The organism is Acrocarpospora sp. B8E8, from assembly GCF_039871605.1.
GTDB classification, from domain to species: Bacteria; Actinomycetota; Actinomycetes; order Streptosporangiales; family Streptosporangiaceae; genus Acrocarpospora; species Acrocarpospora macrocephala.
In genome coordinates, this window is record NZ_JBDPLV010000057.1 from 23,915 (window position 1) to 41,642 (window position 17,728).

Below are 17,728 nucleotides of genomic sequence, written 5' to 3' on the forward strand. Positions count from 1 at the left end.
CTACTCCCACCACTACCGGCGCGGCCTGCCCAAGCTGCTGAAGGCGGTGACGTTCGGGTGCAACCCGAGCGAGACCGCCTTGCGCCTACTATCGCAGGCGGTCCTAGCCACGAGCACCCACACCGGGACCGGTGCCGGCGCTGTGTGGGCCGCCCGCGCCCGCGAGACCGCCCTCGACGTCCTGGCCGAGGCCCGACTCGTTGGAGGAGGTACTGGAGCGGGCGAAGACCGACTGGAGTTAGTCGCGGTCGCGATGTGGCTCAGCCGAGCCCGAACCGGGGCTACTGTGCTGGGGGAGGCTGTGTGGAAAGGGCAGCGGTGTGGCCGCGTTCGGCGGTCCGCAGCTGCTTGGTGTCGATGGTGCGGAGCACGAACAGCGCGGCGAGCACGATGGGGCCCGGCCCCAGCAGCAGCCCGGCCAGCACAAATGCCCCTGTACGCCGACGACCACGGACGCGGCGACCATCCCAGTGACGATCACGAACCCGGCGGCCAGGCCGCGGGTGAACAGCTGGTGGGAGTTGCGTTCCTTCTGCAACAGCAGTTCGGTGCGCAGCTTCTCGATGTCGTATTCGTGTTCGAGCTGGGCCTCGATCAGCTTGAGGGTCGGCCTGAAGTAGGTGGGCGGGAGCTTGGATAGGCCCTCGATTAACTCGCCTACCTGTTTGTTCTGGTACGGCTCGAACGCGGTCACGACTCCCCCTGAGCCGCTTCGACCACTCCGAGCGCGTCATGGCCCGCATCAGTGACCTTTCCCAGGGCGCGGGCCAGCAGATCCTCGCCGTACCGGACCCTCAGCGCCTCCAGCTCGATCCGCTGCTCGAGGACCTCTTGCGGGGTCGGCAGACGCGCTGACGGCATCGCGCGCGACCCCGGCTTTGCCTCTGGCTCCCGGAAGACCACAGCCGTGGTCGCCGACGTCCCGAAATCGACGGTTGTCAGCGGCACCAACCGGGCGTTCAGCAGATCCAGCTGGGCGACGAGATCCTCGAACTGGCGAGCCTGCCGCTCATCGGCCACCGGAAGGGTCCGCAAAGCCTCAAGCTGGGTGCGCTGCAGATCCACCATCCCCTCAAGGATGCCCCTGGCCTCCGCCATCGCGCGGGTCAGCTGACGCGTCCCCGCGAACGACTCACGCTGCGACTCGGCGACCAGATCCGTGAGTTGCGCGATCCGCTCCGACAGGTCCCGCAGAAACCCCGACAGGTCCGGCGGCTCAATACGCACGTGAATGTCCCGGCCAGCCGGAAAGTCGGTCGGTGGATTCGGCGTCCCACTCGAGGACTCGCTCACCCCGCAAGCGTAGCCCGGCCCGTTTCCCGGCGCCCCGACAGCCAGGCCCGGTCGGCCGCCAGCTGGTCGGCGTCGGGCTCGGGGCCGTGCTCGGGTACGGGCTCGCTGGCCCAGAGGGTGACGGGCAGGGCGTGGCGGTCGGTCACCTCGCGCCGGAACACCTCCTTCGGTTCCACCAGGAGGGCGGGCGGGATTACGGCAACGGGTTGCGGGCCGGCGGACCGTGACTACCGCAACGAAAGTCAGACGCTGGCTCGTCCGGGGCCAGTTCGGCACGTCGCCCTGCGCTTTCGATTCTTCAACACCCTGTCGCCGTTCGCGAGCGGCGAAGCGCCACCCGTTGCCGCCGGTTCTGCGCGCTGCCTACAGTGGTCACCGTAGACAACACGATGCCCCCGACCGGGTCGACTCCACGCCGGGGGCTCGTGCCGAGATCCGGGCCCTTGTAGGCGGTCGCCTACAGGGGCCCGTGTCCGTTCACCAGCCAGTCCACCGCGATCAAGATCGCGCGGGCAATCAGTGTGCCGTACTCGGCCCACTGAGGCCGGTGCCGTCGCCGATTGGCAGTCATCCGTACCCCTCCCCCGGCCGGTTTCTTGAGGGTCGGGGTCGACCACCGGCTGGGCTTGGCCGACCCCCGGGGGACCGGCCACGAAGCACGTACAACCACCGCCCAGGAGCGGCTTGAGGCCAGGGTACGAACTACTCCAGCAATTGGTCTAGAACAGCCACAACCCCAATGACCTCGACCAGTCACCTTCGCTGCAGTGTCCTACCCACAGCAAAGGTCCCAGACCAGCGGTTTTCCGCTGGCCCGGCGAAATATCCGCGCTCCTGATGTCCGGGATCCGCTCTTGGCGAACCGGGCCCACCGTTGGCAGACTCACCGCTCGCTGGCCACAGGTCCTGTCTCATGCGCTGGCGTTCTCACAGGTCAGCGACCCGAAGATCCGCCCATGGCCGGAATTCCCTTATCTCGGTTGGACCCGACCTTGGGGGCGGTCAGCAGCTCGGCGGTCTCAGCGGGCCGCCGTGGTGGTCGCGGTGACCAGCTGCTTGCGCAGCCGGGGCTGGCTCCGGATCCGATGCTCATCGAAGGGCGGCGGACAGGGCCCGGATGATGAACACCACGCGCGCGCCCGCGCGAGAGGGACTGGCGAAACCGGCGAAACTCCCCGAGGACTGGGGGCGGTGTTCGTCTCACGCTTGGCCGGTGCCAGCGGGCAGCGCATCCCCGGCGATCCGGATCGCGGTGCGGTAGTCGGCGACGGTCCGCCGGTGTTCACGGGCGGCCGATCCCAGTCCGGCGGCCACGCCCGCCAGGTGCCGGGCCAGGTCGTCCACGCCTTGCTCCCAGCCGGTCGCGTCGGCCTGGCCGTCGATGAGCCCGGCCTGGACGCTCTCCTCCAGCCTGCTGAGCAGTTTGGCCACGCGCGCCAGGTCGCCGCGGATCCGGTCGCGGGTCCAGCGCAGGTTGCCGGCCGCTTCCTGGGCCCGGCGCCGGGCTCGGTGGGCGGCTTGGCGGCACGGGGTTCCGCAGTAGCGGGCGGGGCGGCCGGTGGCGGCGGCGATGATCGCGGCCTGGCAGACCGGGCAGCGGCGGTCCTGGTCGCCAGCCGGGCCGGTGGCGTTGGTCGCGTTGGTCGCGTTGGTCATGGTGCATCTCCGGGGATCAGGTGGTTTGCGTGCTGCCGGGAGGGTTTCGTCCCGGCGGCCGCCGAAGGCCTTCACGGACGAAACTCGCGGGGTTCGCCGCTGTGGGCCCATCGGAGGCGGGTCCGTTCGGCGCACTGGCGGGCGGCCTGGGCGGCCACGAGCCAGGCGCGCTGGGCGGCCAGCTCGTCGGCGCCGGGCTCGGGGCCGGACTTAGGTCCGGGGTTGGCGGGTTCGGAGGTGTAGCGGAAGACGGACAGGGCGTGCCGGTCGATGACCTCGCGACGGAAGACCTCCTGCGGTTCCGCCAGGCGGTCCCGCTGGCCGGTCGAGGATTGGGTGGTGTCTGCCGCTAGCAGGGCGGCACGTTCGCGGGCGGCCTCGGGGTCGTGGCGGTGGTCGAACTGGGGGGCGTGGGCTTGGGCGGCGCGCTGGCGGGCGGCCTGGAGCTCGGCGCGGGCCCGCTCGGCGCGTCCGTCTTGGTCGGCGTCGACCCGATCGGCGCGGGCCTGCTGGTCGGCCGTCCTGACGCGGGCTTGCTCGGCGCGGACCTGTTCGGCGCGGGCGGCCGCGGCGAGGCTGGGCAGCTGCAGGCCCTCCCGCAACCGGCCGTCGACGTCGAACCAGGCGGCCAGCCGCCATCGGATCCAGGCCGCATGCCCTAAAACGCAGGTGGCCTGGAGGGAATCGGATTCCCTCCAGGCCACCTGCGTTGGGCGGTTAAGCTGCCGCTCGCTGTTCTGCCGCCTCCTCGGGATCGGGCAGTTCGCGCAGCAGAACCTTGTCGCGGGCCGCGTCGAGGTGGGTCACCTCGACGTAGATCTCCTCATTGAGGTCGACCTGCCCGTCGCTCAGGTCGTCGCGCAGATCATCGGACATGTCCTTGGCCAGCAGCATCGCCGGACGCTCCCGCCCGTCGATCTTCAGCAGGATGAACCCGCCGCGGCCGTCCTGGAAAGGCACAGGCTTGACCACGTGCCCGTACCCGCGCCAGCCCACGAGTGCGTCAGCGGGCTGGGCGCTGGCCAACACGCGCTCCAGCCGCAGCGACACCTTGCGTGCCGGTACGTCGACTCTGGAAACCGTGGCGACGACCTGCGCCCCAGCTGCAGGTACGGCACCGGTGACCGTCCGCTCGGGGACGAGGCCGTTGATGCCTGCCTCCATCTCCACGAAGGCCCCCAGCCCGGAGACAACCGTACGCACGGTGCCGGTGAAGGAGTGTCCGGCCGGGAAGCGCTTGGCCAACTCCGGCCAGGGGTCTTCCTGCCCGGGGACCAGGGTGTACTCGGCCTTCCCCTTGATCGGGTCAAAGGTGTAAGAGCCGTTGACCCGGTCGCCCACCTTGAAACGCCTGGTCATGTCGGAGATCAGGCGCGTGATGTCGACGTTGGCGTTGCCCAGGACGACGGGCGGCCGCTCCGGGTCGTCGGTGCGGACGATCGCGTACTCCTTCTCGACCTTGATCACGGTGGCCGGAGCGCTGATCACATGTTGGGGGCCGGGCAGCGGAGCCAGTGTCTGCTCGGTGCTGGGCTCGCTTTGCAGAGCGTGGATCTGGTCGATCAGCTCTTCCTTGAAGCGCTCGACGTCCTCATACAGCAGGCTGTAGGTGAGGATGCGGTGGCCTCGGTAGTCGGAAGGGACGTCCTCGAGGTTCTGGGAGATCATCACGACCTTCTTGCCGTACATCAGGGAGATGCCGAGCTCAAAGGCGACGTTGGCGTTGCGGTCGGTGCAGTCGACGATGACGACCTCTGCTCGTTGGATGGAGCGCGCCAGCAACTGGATGATCGCGGTGGGACCATAGAGGCCATCGAGCCGCTCGGATTTCATCCCCGCCTGCTGCAGCGCATCAGAGATGATCTTATGGACTTTCTCGAAGTCGCCCCCGTAGGGCGACGCGAGGAAGATCACGCCCTTTTCCGGCTGATGTGTCCTCGATAGAGCGACGGTGTTCATCAGGGTTCCTCCCCCTTGGTGGTAGTTGATTTCCACCGTTGAGCGGGGAATGTTCCACTTCAAGCCGGTTTGGGGGTGGGATCGGGGAACGGCCCGGGAATGCCTTCCGGCAATGCGGGAAGCGTCACAAACCCCGGCGGGAGGCGACCGTTGAGCATCAAGCGGATGTCCTCGCGCTTGGCTCCATGCCGCGCCACGCTCCAGGAAGTCCCCGCGACCGCCCGGCGGAACAGATCCAGCAGCTTGAGCTGCTCCTTGGTGTAGGCGGGCGCGACCATGGTCAGCCCGGCCCGCACCTGATGGATCGTCAGGCCCGAGGTGTTGGCCAGGCGTGACAGCGACGCCTCGCCCGCTAGCGCCTCGAGCATCGCTCTGGCGGCCGTGACCAGCGACTCCTCGTCCGTGGCCGTACTAGGTGTCAAGCTCTGGCAGGCCCGCCGAAGGCTCTCGTTGATCTCCTGCATGGGCGGCGGCGTTTCTGCTATCCCCAGCGGGAGGATGATCACACCGTCTGCGGCGCCGGACCGTGGTGGTCTCGCGGTACACGCGATCAGAGCCCGCCCGCCCCGGTGCAGCTGGTCGACCAGCGGCTGGTAAACCTCCTCGTCTCCGATCACGACGACGGCGCGCAGATCCGGCCGCACAGCGACAGCCTCGAATACCTCGGCGGCCAGCACCTGCGCCCGCTCGATGCCGCCGATGAACGGAACGTGCCGGATGCGGAAGGCCGCGTCAGCGGCGAAGGCTTCGGCGATGGCGCGGGCGCCGGAGTCAGCGCAATCGGCGACCACGACCCGGTGGGACATCCCGCCCGCCATGCACAGGCGCTCGGCCGCGACCTGTATGCGCCCTAGCAGCCCGCGGACGTCGCGGCCGCGCGGATCGACGGCCAGCAGGTGATGCGCGTCGGCGAAGACGCCGAGGTCGAACCGCAGCATAAGATCTCCTCGCGTAACCCTAAAGGGGCGGAGGCGGCGCCACCCGCAGCCCCGCCATGAGCCGGGTGAGATCGGCACGGCTGAGCATCGGCGGGGCCGCGGTCAGCAGGTTCAGCAGGCGGTGGCCAACGACGTCATAGCCGCCGTCCCCATCCAAGGGCAGGCCGCGTCCGATGAGGTCCAGCACCTCGCTCTCGCTCATCACCCGCGGCCCCTCCAACTCGATCATCCGGGCCATCGCCTCCAGCAGCACGGCCGGCTCCACCACCACGGGGTTGCCGGTCGAGTACAGCGCGGCCCCCGCCGCGCCCTCGGTCACCCCGGCGCAGGCCAGCACCAGGTCAGCCTGACCGCGGACCGAGCTGATCCGAGCGGTGGTGACCAACTCGGTCTCGATGACCATGCGGGCGCTCACGGCGGGATCGTGCGTACTGGTCAACTGCAGCGCCGTTGGCTCGTCGGCCTCGACGGCCAGGCCGCAGGCCTGCGCGAGCGCAGTGACCTCCTGCCTGATGTCCTCGGCGTCCTGCTCGCGCATCAGGTCCAATGCCTGGTCGAAGGTGTAACCGACGCCGGGGATCTCCTTGTCCCTGCACTCGGCCGGCAACCGAGTCGGACGCCGCCGCCGCTGCTCGCGAACCTGGAGGAGCTGATCGACGTTGGCGCGTTCCTCGTCGGTTAGCGTCAGCTCCATCAGCTGCTGCTGGATCTGGGTCGGCATCCGCGCGATCGTGCGTGGATCAGGGCGGGTCATGTACAGGTTCACGACGTCGATGATGGTGTCGAAGCTGTCGTGGGGCCGGCTGCGTAGCAGCGGCACGAGATGGACGATGCGTTCTCGGTGGGTGGCCCGCAGGTTCAGGCGTGCCAGCGGCGCCAGCGCGACCGGCACTCCCAGCTCCACGCTTTCGGCGATCGCCTCGAACCGGCGGAACGCGGTCCCTTCAGGGCGGACCCCGGCCAGCTCCTTGGCCGCGTCGAACAGATAGCTGGCGTTCTCGCCCAGGTTGCGCACGTCGGTGGCATGGATCGCGACGCTGCGCGTGCCCATGCGGACGCCCACCTTGATGTTGTCCTGGATGGTCGATTCCAGTCTGCTCAGCGGGCACCCGGCCATCCAAAGCACCAGCACGCACGCTCGCAGCAAGGCGGTGATGCCCTCTCTGCCGAGGTCCTCGGCGGGGCCGGTGATCACGCAGCGCAGCTGTTCGGCCGCCTCGCCCCGCCCGAGAAGGTCGCCAGGCGGGAGGTCCTGCACGAAGTCGGTTGCCCGTAGCCGCTCGGCCACGGCTTTCCTATCCTCGGCCGGGGTGGCGAAGACACGGGCCAGGTCTAGGACGCAGTCGCGCAGCCGGAACTCGGCGTCGACGTCGCCGGCGGGCGAGACGACCGAGATCCATTCGGTGGTTTCCCGCACGTGCCGCGACTGAGCCGCCAGCCATAGCAGCGTCAGATCTCCGGCGCCCTGTGCCCCCGCCTTCACGATCTCCTGTACCCAGGTGGCGTCAGTGAACGGCAGGCCGGATGCGCTCACCGCCCGTCCCAGCCCGGTAATCACCAGCTCGCCGCCAGCGCCGGTGCTGCGCGGCGACGCTCCGATCAGCGCGTGCTCGTGAAGCAGCCGCACCACCTGCCCGGCGGAGGGCCGCGCCGCGCCCGCCACCTTGCCGAGCGAGGCGTCGAACAGCCGGTCGACTTCCTGCTCCAGGTACTGCTGGCTGAAGGGCGGCGTGTCACGCACCACTTCATGCAGCAGCTCGGTGGCGAACCACTCCTCACCCACGCGCGAGGTGATTGCCGCGCCAGGCGCCACATAGGCCAGATAGTGCTCGAAGACCGCGTCGACATCGCACAGTGCGCGCAGCGCCCGGTCGAGCTCCGGCTCGCCGGGGAAGGCGGCTGCCACGTGCCGCGCCAGCCCTTCCAGCTCAGTGTGGTCGAATACGACGCTGCCTTTGGCCGGCTGGGTCTCGGGCACGACCAGGTAACCGTACCCGCGAGGGCTTTCTCCCAGGCCGAGCCGCCCTGCCCGACCCAGCCGCTGGGCGACCGTGTCGCGGTCCAGGACGCGGTTGTTGCCGCCGCCCGTGGGGGTGGTGAGGGATCCAACGACGACCGCGTCAGCCGGAAGGTTGATGCCCAGCTTCAACGTGTCGGTGGCGAACAAAAGCCGGATGATCCCATTGCGGAAGGCGTCCTCGACAACGTCACGCAGGGGCTGCTCCAGCCGCGCGGAGTGATATCCGACGCCCGTACGCAGCGTCTCCTCAACCGACGTGCGGAGATTGGTGCGCGGGAAGCGGCCGAATTCCTGCTGCTTCCGGTTCGCCTCCTCCTCGCTGAGGTTGCTGAACCTGCCCTGGAACGGACCGAGCCTGCGCCGCACCCGCGGCATGGCGGGGTCGAGAGCGAGCGCTTGCTGCGCAGCCTCAGTCAGGTTCTGGGCATCCTGGCGGGAGCCGACGAAGCACAGCACGCTGCGGATGGCGCGCGCGTCGTCCTTGAGCAGTGTCACCGCCAGCGCCAGCGCCCGCCGGTAGGTCTTTATGCCCTGCAGCAGGCGCCGCATCTCGCTGTTGAAATTCCACTGCCCGAGCACGGCGTCCAGATGGTGCTCGTCCTCCTCGCGGGGCCCCTCGGCGGTCAGCACGCGCACCTGCCGCTCGTCGCTGGCCAGCTTGTTCAGCGGGACGGGGCGCCTGGTGGTGGTGACGACCGCCTCCGGCGCGATGTTCAGCCACTTGCCCACTGACTCGGCTGCGTCGCCGGTGAGGGTGGCCGACAGGCCAATGAGGGGGATGGGATAGCGGGCTCTGATCGCGGTCAGCAGCATCTCCAGCTGCGGTCCCCGCTGCGGGTCGGCCAGATGCTGCAGCTCGTCGACTACCACCAGGTCACAGCCGCTGAGCGTCATCCCGGCCGCCATCATCCCAGCCAGCTTCTCGGGGATGACCACGGCCACTTCGAACTCGCCGCGCGCGATCGCCTCGTCGTTCTGCGGGTAGTCGCGCGAGCCGGGCAGGATACGCCAGCCCTGGCAGGAGGTGTCTTCCAGGAACTCCGTCCACTCCTTGACGGCCTGGTTCACCAGCGCCTTGGTCGGCAGCAGCACGATGGCCCTGCCGTGGGAACGGTGGACCCGGCTGATCGCATGGCACACCGCAATGCGCCCCACCCGGCTCTTACCGCTGGAGGTTGGCCCCAGCAGCAGCATCGACTCGCCTTGGGCGATGCACTTGCCCAGTTTCGGCAGCGCCTTTGCCATCAGCTCGGTGTGCCCCGCCTCGTCGATGCCGAGCGTCTCCAGCACCTCTGCGCTGTACTGAGCACGCTTGGCCTGCAGCCTGGTGGCGTCCTCGCGCACCTTGCGCGCCAGATCCGCTGGCAGCAGCTGCTCGATGATGTCGCCGCTCTCGATGTACGGCTGGCGCAGGTACGGTGCCATGGCCTCATCCAGCACCTTGGTCAGCGCTCGCAACCCCGGTGCTGCCTCGGCGGGGAGGAGGCTGGCTCGCACCAGCCCATCCCTCCACATCCGGTCCCTCATGGTCCGCACAGGCGGCTCCCCAACAGGCTCAGCCCCGGACGAGGAGTCGCTGGTCGATGACAGCCACTTGCGGGCGGCGGTCTTGGGGGAGCGCTCGGTGAGCGTGTAGAACCAGGCGTGGACCGCCTCCATCGAGGCCTGCGTCTCGAAGGGCGGAAGGTGCTCAAACAAGTCCTTGACCGCCTTGACGATAATCTCGTACACGCGCCGCCCGAGCTCGGCGCCGGACGCCCGCAATCTCTCGGGGTCGATCAGATCGCGGTAGAGCCGGAGCTGCGCGTCTGCCATCAGCAGGAACATCTGGGTGATGTCTGTGACGTTTCGTTCTGCCAGCGTCATCACCTGGGCGTAGCAAGTCCACCGGTACAGCCACTCGGCGTCCTCGCCGTATACGCCGCGAGGCGTCTTCGGCCCTTCCCCCCTGCCGAGCTGGAAATCGAGCCAGTCGTCGCTGGCATACCAGTGGGTCGCGTCGCTGTCCATCGTGCCCTCCCACCTGCAGTGGACCGCTCTCAGCGTGACACGGGGAACGTTCCCCGTGTCGCTATCGCCACGAAGAAATGGGGAATGCGATTCCCCACACGCGGCTCCCCCCTCCTACGACGCCGACTCACGGACTGCCGAAGCGATCGCCGACATCGTCACCCGGGCCGCGAAGGCCACCGGGCTGGGACGGCAGCTGGACCGGGCACTCGCTTCGCCGCGGATTCGTCACCGCCTTGCCGCGACGGCAAGACCCTGGAACACCCGGTCGTCATTGATCATGACCAGGGCTAACGGTCATAAGAACGAGGGCGAGCAGTGGACCGACAACCCAGTCGTCGGAGTATGACCGGCGTGCACGAGGCCCTGGCCGTCATCTCCTCCGCCCGCACGCGAGGCCCACGCTGGCGGCGCGCATCTTCGCGTTCGCTCCTCGGGCCACCTGCATCGGAACCGCCAGTGGCGCTAAGCCAGCCTTCGGCGGTTCGCTAACGCCACTGGCCGTTCGGTTGCTGCCAGTACCGTACCCCCACAAGAGTCAAGCCCTGCTGGACGCCGGCGTCCCGCCGCACCATCGTCGTCGACTGGGTGACGTCTCGCTGACAGGATGATCACGTGCGCGGGAACAGAAGCCCCATACGCGTTCTGCGGGTCGCCAGGATCCGTTGGTGGTGGACGCGGATGACCACACCCACGGCGCTCCTGCGCTTCGTCTACCATCCCCCTGCCCGCCCGGCAGGGCTTCGCGAGATCTACGTCTACGACTCCCGCGACTACGACATCGCCCGCGTGGTCTGGCAGGTCTGCGACCAATGCCGGTACGGCAGCATCAACAAGATCTCCATCGACGAGGGATGGCAGCGCCAAGGCCTCGGCCGCCGCCTGATCCATCGCGTGCTTCGCGACGGACCTGACTACCGGTGGGTCACCTCGAGCCAGTCACCCGAGGCCAAGAAGTTCTTCCCCGCCATGTCCATCGAGACAGGTGCGGCCTTCACCGAACGCGGCCCCTCATGCTCCCACTCCGGTCCCGACCGGAGCACGCTCACCACCGGCCGCACTCCCCTGCCACGCACGGTGATCGAACACAACATCTGATCAGTGATCACCGCACGTTCTGCCGAGTCGCCACGAAACCCGTGGCATCAGCCCCCCTCCTGACCAGGTTCAACGTGCTCCCGTGTACTTGGTGACAGTGTCGTTAACGACAGGCCTGTACGTCCGCGCCGGAACCCCGCTGCGGCCGGTCATTCACGGCGGCGGCCACGAGGGCGGCCTGCGCGCCGGGACGGAGAACGTCGCCTTCATCGCCGCCCTCGGCCACGCCGCCGAGCTGGCCCGCCGAGGGCTGCCCGGCAGCGCCGAGCGCCTGGCGAAGCTGCGGGACCTGCTGCACGGCGAACTGGAGGCGTTGCTGCCCGGGCGCGTGCACCTCAACGGCCATCCCACCGAGCGCCTGCCCGGCACGCTGAACCTCAGCATCGACGGCATCGGCGGGCGCGCGCTGCTGGCTGCCGTACCCGAGATCGCCGCCTCCACCGGCTCGGCTTGCCATGAAGGGGTGGATGCTCCCTCGCCGGTGCTGACGGCCATGGGCCTGCCACAGGAGCGGGCCCGTTCGGCGTTGCGCCTGTCCCTGGGCCGCTGGAGCACCGAGACGGAGATCCGCCAAGCCGCGCGGCTCATCGCTCGGGCCGCCACCACCATGCCTGCGGTCGCCGGGTGAGGCCCCCGCCCCAGCGCATCAGGGGCGGGTGGCGGTGATGAGCCAGATGGCAGCGTCCAAGTGCACACCGGCCTGATCGGCGTGATCGGTCAGAGCAGTACGCACCTCGCTGAGCGCGGCGTCGCGTTCGTGGGCAGGGACGGTGGCCAGGACGGCGCGGCCCGGCCCCGACTGGGCCAGGTAGTCCACCGCCTCCTCCAGGTCGGCACCAAGGGTGAGCGGAAGCCGCACATCGGCGAACCGGGCCTGGACGAAACCCGCACCGGCCAGAACCTGCTCCACCACCGCGGGGTCGGCCTGAGCGAACATGCCCGGTCCTTCGCCGAGCGCGGGCATCGTGCCGTAGCGCAGCAGCGCGGCGCCGGGGACGATCAGCCACTGGTTGGCGGCTAGCGGCTGCCAGGTGGCCAAGACCAGGCGGGCGCCGGGGCGCATGCCTGCCGCGAGGGTGGAAAACGCCGCGGCCGGGTCGGTGAAGAACATCGTGCCGAAGCGGCTGATCGCCACATCGAACAGGCCGGGGACGGTGTGGGACTGCGCGTCGGCGTGGACGAACCGCACGTTGCTCAGGCCGCTGGCAGCCAGCCGGGCGCGAGCCACCTCCAGCATGGGCGCGGAGACGTCGATCCCGGCAACCATGCCGTCCGGGAGGACTTGTTCGGCAGCCTGGAGCGTGGTGGCGCCGCATCCGCAGCCGATGTCCAGCACCCGCTGCCCCGGGCCAAGCCGGGCGGCCGACAGCAGCGCCTCGGCCACGGGGGCCAGCACGCGGTCGCGGCGATCGGCGTCGGCGGCCCACCGCCGACCGTCCTCGTCATCCCAGCTGCGCTGGGCGGAATCTGCTGTACTGCTCATCGCTCCTGCTCCACGGCGTCCTGCAAGAGATTCCTCGGGAATCGGCGGCCAAGTGCGGCGATGCTCGCCTCGTCTGTGGTGATGCCCAGGCGGCGGCCGAGGGTGTGGATGGTGAGCCGGCCGGTGCCGTGGGCCAGCAATCCGCGTCCGCGCCTGATCAGCCTCACCAGGCGGTCATCGTCAACGCCGGCCGGCCGCTCACCCAGCAGCCCAAGGACCGCGTCGGCGACGGTATCGGCAGCCTTCCCGATGCTGCCCAGCACGGCCAGCAGCTGCTCCGGCGGGAATCCGGCATTCTGCAGGTCCATCGTGAGCTGCAGCAGCGACGGGCTGGGAACGCAGTACCGGTCCGGGCCACAGTGTTCCACCAGCCCGGTCGCCACCAGCTCGCCCAGGTGCTCGGGCACCAGGCTGGGCAGCAGCCGGGCGAGCTGGCTGGCCGTGGCGGGCATGCCGGGCTCGTCGATGTGGACCAGCTCGTCCGGCCCCAGCCCCAAAACCTCACCCAGGTCGGCCCCGTCCTGCCAGGAGGCGAGCAGGTCCCGGATACCGGCCAGCGAGTAGCCGCGGTGCTGCAGACGGGCGATCAGCTCCAGCCGGCTCAGGTGGGACTGGCGGTAGATGCCGATACGTCCGCGCCGCTCGGGTGGCGGCAGGACGCCTATGCTCTGGTACTCGCGGATCGTCCGGACCGGCACGCCGGTCCGGCGGGCCAGCTCGTCGATGCCCAGCTCGACCGCAGCAGGAGTGGCAGGCGCGTCAGCAGGGATAGCAGCGTCGCTCACACCATCGACAGTAACAGTAAATACCGTTACGGTAAATGTCGTGAAGATTACGGCGGATGTGGTGGAGGCGGCATTGCGGACCGCCTGGCCTGGAGCCCAGCTGACCGCTGAGCCGGTTCCCCTGACCGGCGGGCAGTGGGCGAGCATGGCGCGGCTGGCGGTGCGCGGCACACCGCCAGGCGTGCCCGCCGACCTGGTGCTCCGCATCGCGCCACACGCGGCGATGGGCGCCAAGGAACTGGCCGTACAACGCCGGCTGGCCGAAGCCGGCCTCGCCACCCCGGCGATCCGCCTCAGCGGCCCGGCCGGCGAGCCCTTCGACGGCGCATGGGCCATCATGGATTTCATCCCCGGCACCCCACTGCTGGCCGGACTCGACGGCCTGGCCGCCGTCCGCCGCCTCCCGTGGCTGATGGGCCACCTGCCGGCCCAACTCGCCGACACCATGGCCGCCCTGCACCGCATCGACCCCGGCCCAGTCGTCGAGCACGTCCGCCAGGCCGCGCCCAGCACCGCCTTCACCGTCGATGAACTCCTGCCGCACCTGGCCGCCGCAGCGCAGGCCAGCCGACAGCCCGCCTTGATCGCCGCGAGCAACGCCCTGACCTCACGCCGACCCGACCAGTCGGGCAGCGTGATCTGCCACGGCGATCTGCACCCACTCAATCTGATCGAACACGGCGGACGCCTGGTTGTCCTGGACTGGACGGCCGCCGTCCTCGCCCCACCCGGCTACGACATCACCGCCACCTGGCTACTGCTGCGCCACCCCCCGCTGCCAGCGCCCGCCCCCCTCCGCCCGGCCATCGCCGCGGCGGCCCGCCTGCTGGCCCGCGGCTTCGTCCGCCGCTACCGCGCCGCCAACCCGCAAACCGAGACCGGCCCTCTCGACTGGTACGCCGGCCTGCACGCGCTGCGAATCCTCAGCGAGCTGACCAGCTGGCAACACGAGCACGACCCACGCGCCCGCAGCCACCCATGGCGCCTGCTGGCCCCCGCCGCGCGCGCCCTGCTCGTCCGGGCCACCGGCATCACAGCCCCGGCCCTGTGATCAGATCGCCGATGATGACGGCGGCGGCGGTGTGGCGGTGCCGAGGGCGTGGAAGGAGAACGGGGTACGTGCCTGCGGGAACAGGAAGTGCTCGATGTTCCCCACCGTGAAGCCGGCGCCTTCGATGGCCGCCACGGTGTCGCGGCCGGTTCGGCAGCCGCCCACCAGGCGGGGCCAGATGGTGGCATCCAGCACATCCTGCACCCGGGCCAGACCGGGCGTGTCAGCGCGGACATGCTCCAGAAAGCGCATCTGCCCGCCGGGCTTGAGCACCCGCCGCGCCTCGGCCAGCGCCGCACCGACATCGAGCAGCGAGCACAGCACCATGCAGAACACCACCGCATCCACGCTGCGATCGGCCAGGGGCAGCCGCTCAGCCAAGCCGGGCACCACCTCGACGTCGCCCGCTGCCGTGGCGGCGGCCGCCCGCGCCTGCTCACGCAACCGCGGTTCCGGCTCCACCGCCACCACCCGCGCCACCTCGGCCGGGTAATGCGCGAAGTTGACGCCGTGCCCGGCACCGACCTCGACCACCTCACCGGTCAGGCCCACCAGCAGCGCTCGGCGGCGTTCGGTCATGCCGCCTTCGTCCATGGCGGCGGCCATCCTGGGATACATCCGGGCGAAGATCGGCCGCCGCACATCGGTCTTCGTCGTCGTACTCATCGCGCTCACCAGGCGACGGGCAGCGCGGTCAGCCGGCCGGTCAGCACGTTCGGGTTGAAGGTCAGCTCCTCCACCGTGCACCCGAGTGTCAAGGTGGGGAAGCGGGCGACAAGCTGGGAGAAGACCGCCCGCAGCTCGATGCGGGCCAGGGGCGCGCCGAGGCAGTAGCGGGCGCCGTGACCGAAGGTCAGATGCGGCACGGCCGTCCGATTGAGATCGAACTGGTCGGGGTCGGAATACACGGCCGGGTCGTGGTTGGCCGCGCCGGTGTCCAGCAGCACCAGATCGCCCTCCCGTACCTGCGCGCCGGCGATGTCCAGGTCGGTGCGGGCGTAGCGGGGGATGCCGCCGCCGCCCAGGCCGGGGGCGCGCAGGATCTCCTCCACGGCCGCCTCGATACGGGACGGATCCTCCACCAGCCTCTGCCATTGGCGGGGGGTGGACAGCAGCCACAGCGCGCCCTCACCGATCGCGGCCACCGTGGTCTCATGTCCGGCGAACAGCAGCAACATGCCCAGCGCGGCGGCCTCGTCGTCGCTGACCCCGTCGGTGCCCGCCAGGCGGGAGATCACGTCGGCGTCCGGGTCACCGTCGGCCCGTTTGCGGGCCACGAGTTTCTGACCGTAGGTGAACAGTTCGGCCAGGCCCTGCTCGGAGTGGGCGCGGTCGGTGATGTCGGCGGCGGCCTGGGTCCAGGCCCGGAACTGGGCGCGGTCTTCGTACGGGACGCCGAGCAGTTCGCAGATGACCGCGATCGGCAGCGGCAACGCCAGCGCGGCGTGCAGGTCGGCGGGCGGCCCGGCGGTGGCCAGCTCATCCAGCAGATTCGCGGTGAGGGTCTCGACACGAGCACGCAGCGCACGCATGCGCTTGGGCGAGAAGTGCGGCTGCAGCAGGGCACGCATCCGCCGATGGTCGGCCTGCTCGGTGCCGAACTCGCCCAGCGGCCCGCCGAACAGCGCCGACTCCCCCGTGCGCGAGGCGCGTTCCGGCTCGCGGTGGGCGCGGCCGAGCCGGTCATCGTCCAGCAGCGCCCGCACCTGTGCGTAGTCGGTCACCAGCCAGGCCGGATCTCCGACGGCGGTGCGGATGGCGTGGATCGGGCCCTGGCTCTGGAGCCGGCGCAGCAGCGGGGCGGGGCGCATCGGGTCCGGCTGCTCGAACGGCAGTTGCATGGCAACCCTCCTTGTACACACATGTTTATACACTCGAATGTCTACTAAGTTACTTGTAGACTCCGGCGTATACAAGAGGAGGTGAGCGGTGACCGGAACCCCCCAGGCCCCGGCGCGCCGGATGCGGCGCACCGAACGGCGCGAGCAGATCCTGGACGCCGCCACCCGCGCCTTCGCCCGGGCCGGATACGCCGCCACCGGCCTGGACGAGGTCGCCGCCGAGGCCGGCCTCACCCGCGCCATGCTGTACCGGCACTTCGACTCCAAAGCCGACCTGTACCGCGCGGTACTCGACCGGGCCTGCCTGCGCCTGGCCGAGGCCACCGGCCTGGACGACTACGACGACACCGCACTCCCCGCACTGCTGCGCGCTGCCACCGCCGACCCCGACGGCTTCCGGCTGCTGTTCCACCACGCCGCCCGCGAACCCGAATTCCGCGACCTGATCGACTCGATCACCGCCGCCTCAGCCGAGATCACCCGCCGCAACCTCGCCAAACTCATCCCGGCCGGACCTTGGCTGGACTGGGCCTCCCAGCTGATCCCCACACTGACCATCGAGGCGGTCATCGCCTGGCTCAACGCCGGCCAGCCCGACCCCGAACAGGCCCCCGGCCGCATCAGCGCGGTCATCGGCGGCGCCATCGCAGCCGCCCAGACCGGCACACACCCTGCAGAAATGTGATGAACGGCGGGCGATCCACCCCACGGTCCTCGGTCGCTGCTCGACCGTAGATGTGCATCCGAGCGCGCGGTGTGATGGTGCAGCACCAACAATCCAGGCGCCATGAACAAGATCAATTTAGTTTTTGGGGCGTATGACAGCGTTCTTGCCAGCGCCTCTTCTTGGTCTTGCTCTGGGAAAGGGGGGGTTTCTGAGAGCCAGAAACCCCCTGAGCACCCTCAGTCAGAGGTACCGGCGTCGCCACTTTGCCGCGATCCGGCGCCAGTCCGATTCAAGCGTGCGAGCTTGGCTGTGGCTGCCCCAGATCACCGTCAGGCGCCTGGCCGCAACGATGAGCGTGGCGCCGCCGAGCACCGTCAGCAGTACGGCCCAGCCGGTCCGGGTGGCCGCGTCCTGTGAGGATGCCGGAGCTTCGGTGATCGAGCCGCTCTCGCGCTCTACCCACACCTGGATGAGGGTGCCTGCCTCGGCGGCGATCGGTGCCGTCACCGGCCCGCTGTGCTCGGCGTGGTCTGGCGTGGTCCACTGGGCCCGGAACACCCGGGCGGAATTGGTGTGGATCTGGCCACCGGCGGCGCTGACGGGAATCGGCTCGATCAGCGTGGCCATGACGCTGACCCGCTGCGTGGTTTCGCGCCGGGCCTGCTCGGCGGCGTCGGTGTAGGTGAACTGACCAACGATGAAGGCGGCCAATACGGTGGCGTACAGGGCGTACCGGACCCAGCGAGCAAGGATCGGAGCGGCGCTCATGACAGCGGCCGCAAACAAGAAGACCACATCTGCACCTCCGGATGATCGACGTGCATTCCCTGCCGACCAGACTTCCCGGCGCACCACCCCGAACCTATCAAGGGGCGGCACGACCGGCGGGCGCCACCTGCGGAGCGGCGGTATGCCAGGTCCACGCTC

Annotated in this window: 17 protein-coding genes; 4 read left to right on the forward strand and 13 right to left on the reverse strand. The window is 69.7% G+C overall.

Annotated features, from left to right (window positions below; genetic code table 11):
- Nucleotides 1-238: 238 nt before the first annotated feature.
- The 8 genes from ABGB08_RS39490 to ABGB08_RS39525 all read right to left on the reverse strand — a co-directional run bounded on the left by ABGB08_RS39490 (nt 239) and on the right by ABGB08_RS39525 (nt 9,876).
- Nucleotides 239-694 (reverse strand): hypothetical protein, encoded by a 456-nt coding sequence (locus ABGB08_RS39490; RefSeq protein ID WP_347601457.1) that lies wholly within the window; start codon nt 692-694, stop codon nt 239-241.
- Complete coding sequence (locus ABGB08_RS39495; RefSeq protein ID WP_347601459.1) at nt 691-1,227, reverse strand: hypothetical protein; 537 nt, start codon at nt 1,225-1,227, stop codon at nt 691-693. Before ABGB08_RS39495 ends, ABGB08_RS39490 begins: the two co-directional genes overlap by 4 nt.
- Before the next feature lie 62 nt (nt 1,228-1,289).
- Complete coding sequence (locus tag ABGB08_RS39500) at nt 1,290-1,469, reverse strand: hypothetical protein (protein ID WP_347601461.1); 180 nt, start codon at nt 1,467-1,469, stop codon at nt 1,290-1,292.
- Between the two features lie 1,024 nt (nt 1,470-2,493).
- Nucleotides 2,494-2,949 (reverse strand): hypothetical protein, encoded by a 456-nt coding sequence (locus ABGB08_RS39505; protein WP_347601463.1) that lies wholly within the window; start codon nt 2,947-2,949, stop codon nt 2,494-2,496.
- Between the two features lie 71 nt (nt 2,950-3,020).
- Complete coding sequence (locus ABGB08_RS39510; RefSeq protein WP_347601465.1) at nt 3,021-3,653, reverse strand: hypothetical protein; 633 nt, start codon at nt 3,651-3,653, stop codon at nt 3,021-3,023.
- Between the two features lie 13 nt (nt 3,654-3,666).
- Nucleotides 3,667-4,908 carry a hypothetical protein gene (locus ABGB08_RS39515; protein ID WP_347601467.1) on the reverse strand — a complete coding sequence of 414 codons (1,242 nt, stop codon included), beginning with the start codon at nt 4,906-4,908 and terminating at the stop codon, nt 3,667-3,669.
- Between the two features lie 59 nt (nt 4,909-4,967).
- On the reverse strand, nt 4,968-5,846 hold the full coding sequence (locus ABGB08_RS39520; RefSeq protein ID WP_347601469.1) for a hypothetical protein: 879 nt from the start codon (nt 5,844-5,846) through the stop codon (nt 4,968-4,970).
- 19 nt (nt 5,847-5,865) lie between these two features.
- Complete coding sequence (locus ABGB08_RS39525; RefSeq protein ID WP_347601471.1) at nt 5,866-9,876, reverse strand: DEAD/DEAH box helicase; 4,011 nt, start codon at nt 9,874-9,876, stop codon at nt 5,866-5,868.
- Between the two features lie 681 nt (nt 9,877-10,557).
- Here ABGB08_RS39525 and ABGB08_RS39530 point away from each other — a divergent pair.
- Together ABGB08_RS39530 and ABGB08_RS39535 are read left to right on the forward strand one after the other, a co-directional pair.
- Entirely contained in the window at nt 10,558-10,974 is a 417-nt protein-coding gene (locus ABGB08_RS39530) for a GNAT family N-acetyltransferase (RefSeq protein WP_347601473.1), read from the forward strand.
- Between the two features lie 91 nt (nt 10,975-11,065).
- Complete coding sequence (locus ABGB08_RS39535) at nt 11,066-11,602, forward strand: aminotransferase class V-fold PLP-dependent enzyme (protein ID WP_347601475.1); 537 nt, start codon at nt 11,066-11,068, stop codon at nt 11,600-11,602.
- 18 nt (nt 11,603-11,620) lie between these two features.
- On the opposite strand, the gene ABGB08_RS39540 is transcribed toward ABGB08_RS39535, so the two are convergent.
- Nucleotides 11,621-12,457 (reverse strand): methyltransferase domain-containing protein, encoded by an 837-nt coding sequence (locus ABGB08_RS39540; RefSeq protein WP_347601477.1) that lies wholly within the window; start codon nt 12,455-12,457, stop codon nt 11,621-11,623.
- Nucleotides 12,454-13,242 (reverse strand): MerR family transcriptional regulator, encoded by a 789-nt coding sequence (locus tag ABGB08_RS39545; protein WP_347601479.1) that lies wholly within the window; start codon nt 13,240-13,242, stop codon nt 12,454-12,456. Before ABGB08_RS39545 ends, ABGB08_RS39540 begins: the two co-directional genes overlap by 4 nt.
- Before the next feature lie 40 nt (nt 13,243-13,282).
- Between ABGB08_RS39545 and ABGB08_RS39550 the strand changes: the two genes are divergently transcribed.
- Complete coding sequence (locus tag ABGB08_RS39550) at nt 13,283-14,293, forward strand: phosphotransferase (protein WP_347601481.1); 1,011 nt, start codon at nt 13,283-13,285, stop codon at nt 14,291-14,293.
- On the opposite strand, the gene ABGB08_RS39555 is transcribed toward ABGB08_RS39550, so the two are convergent.
- Both ABGB08_RS39555 and ABGB08_RS39560 read right to left on the reverse strand, forming a co-directional pair.
- Nucleotides 14,294-14,959, reverse strand: a complete 666-nt coding sequence (locus tag ABGB08_RS39555; protein ID WP_347601483.1) for a class I SAM-dependent methyltransferase — start codon at nt 14,957-14,959, stop codon at nt 14,294-14,296. It lies immediately after the preceding gene.
- Nucleotides 14,960-14,964: 5 nt separating this feature from the next.
- Entirely contained in the window at nt 14,965-16,134 is a 1,170-nt protein-coding gene (locus ABGB08_RS39560) for a cytochrome P450 (RefSeq protein WP_347601485.1), read from the reverse strand.
- 88 nt (nt 16,135-16,222) lie between these two features.
- On the opposite strand from ABGB08_RS39560, the gene ABGB08_RS39565 reads away from it, so the two are divergent.
- The gene (locus ABGB08_RS39565) at nt 16,223-16,819 is read left to right on the forward strand and encodes a helix-turn-helix domain-containing protein (protein ID WP_347601487.1); all 597 of its coding nucleotides are present in this window, start codon (nt 16,223-16,225) and stop codon (nt 16,817-16,819) included.
- 222 nt (nt 16,820-17,041) lie between these two features.
- On the opposite strand, the gene ABGB08_RS39570 is transcribed toward ABGB08_RS39565, so the two are convergent.
- The gene (locus tag ABGB08_RS39570; RefSeq protein ID WP_347601489.1) at nt 17,042-17,569 is read right to left on the reverse strand and encodes a hypothetical protein; all 528 of its coding nucleotides are present in this window, start codon (nt 17,567-17,569) and stop codon (nt 17,042-17,044) included.
- Nucleotides 17,570-17,728: the final 159 nt, after the last annotated feature.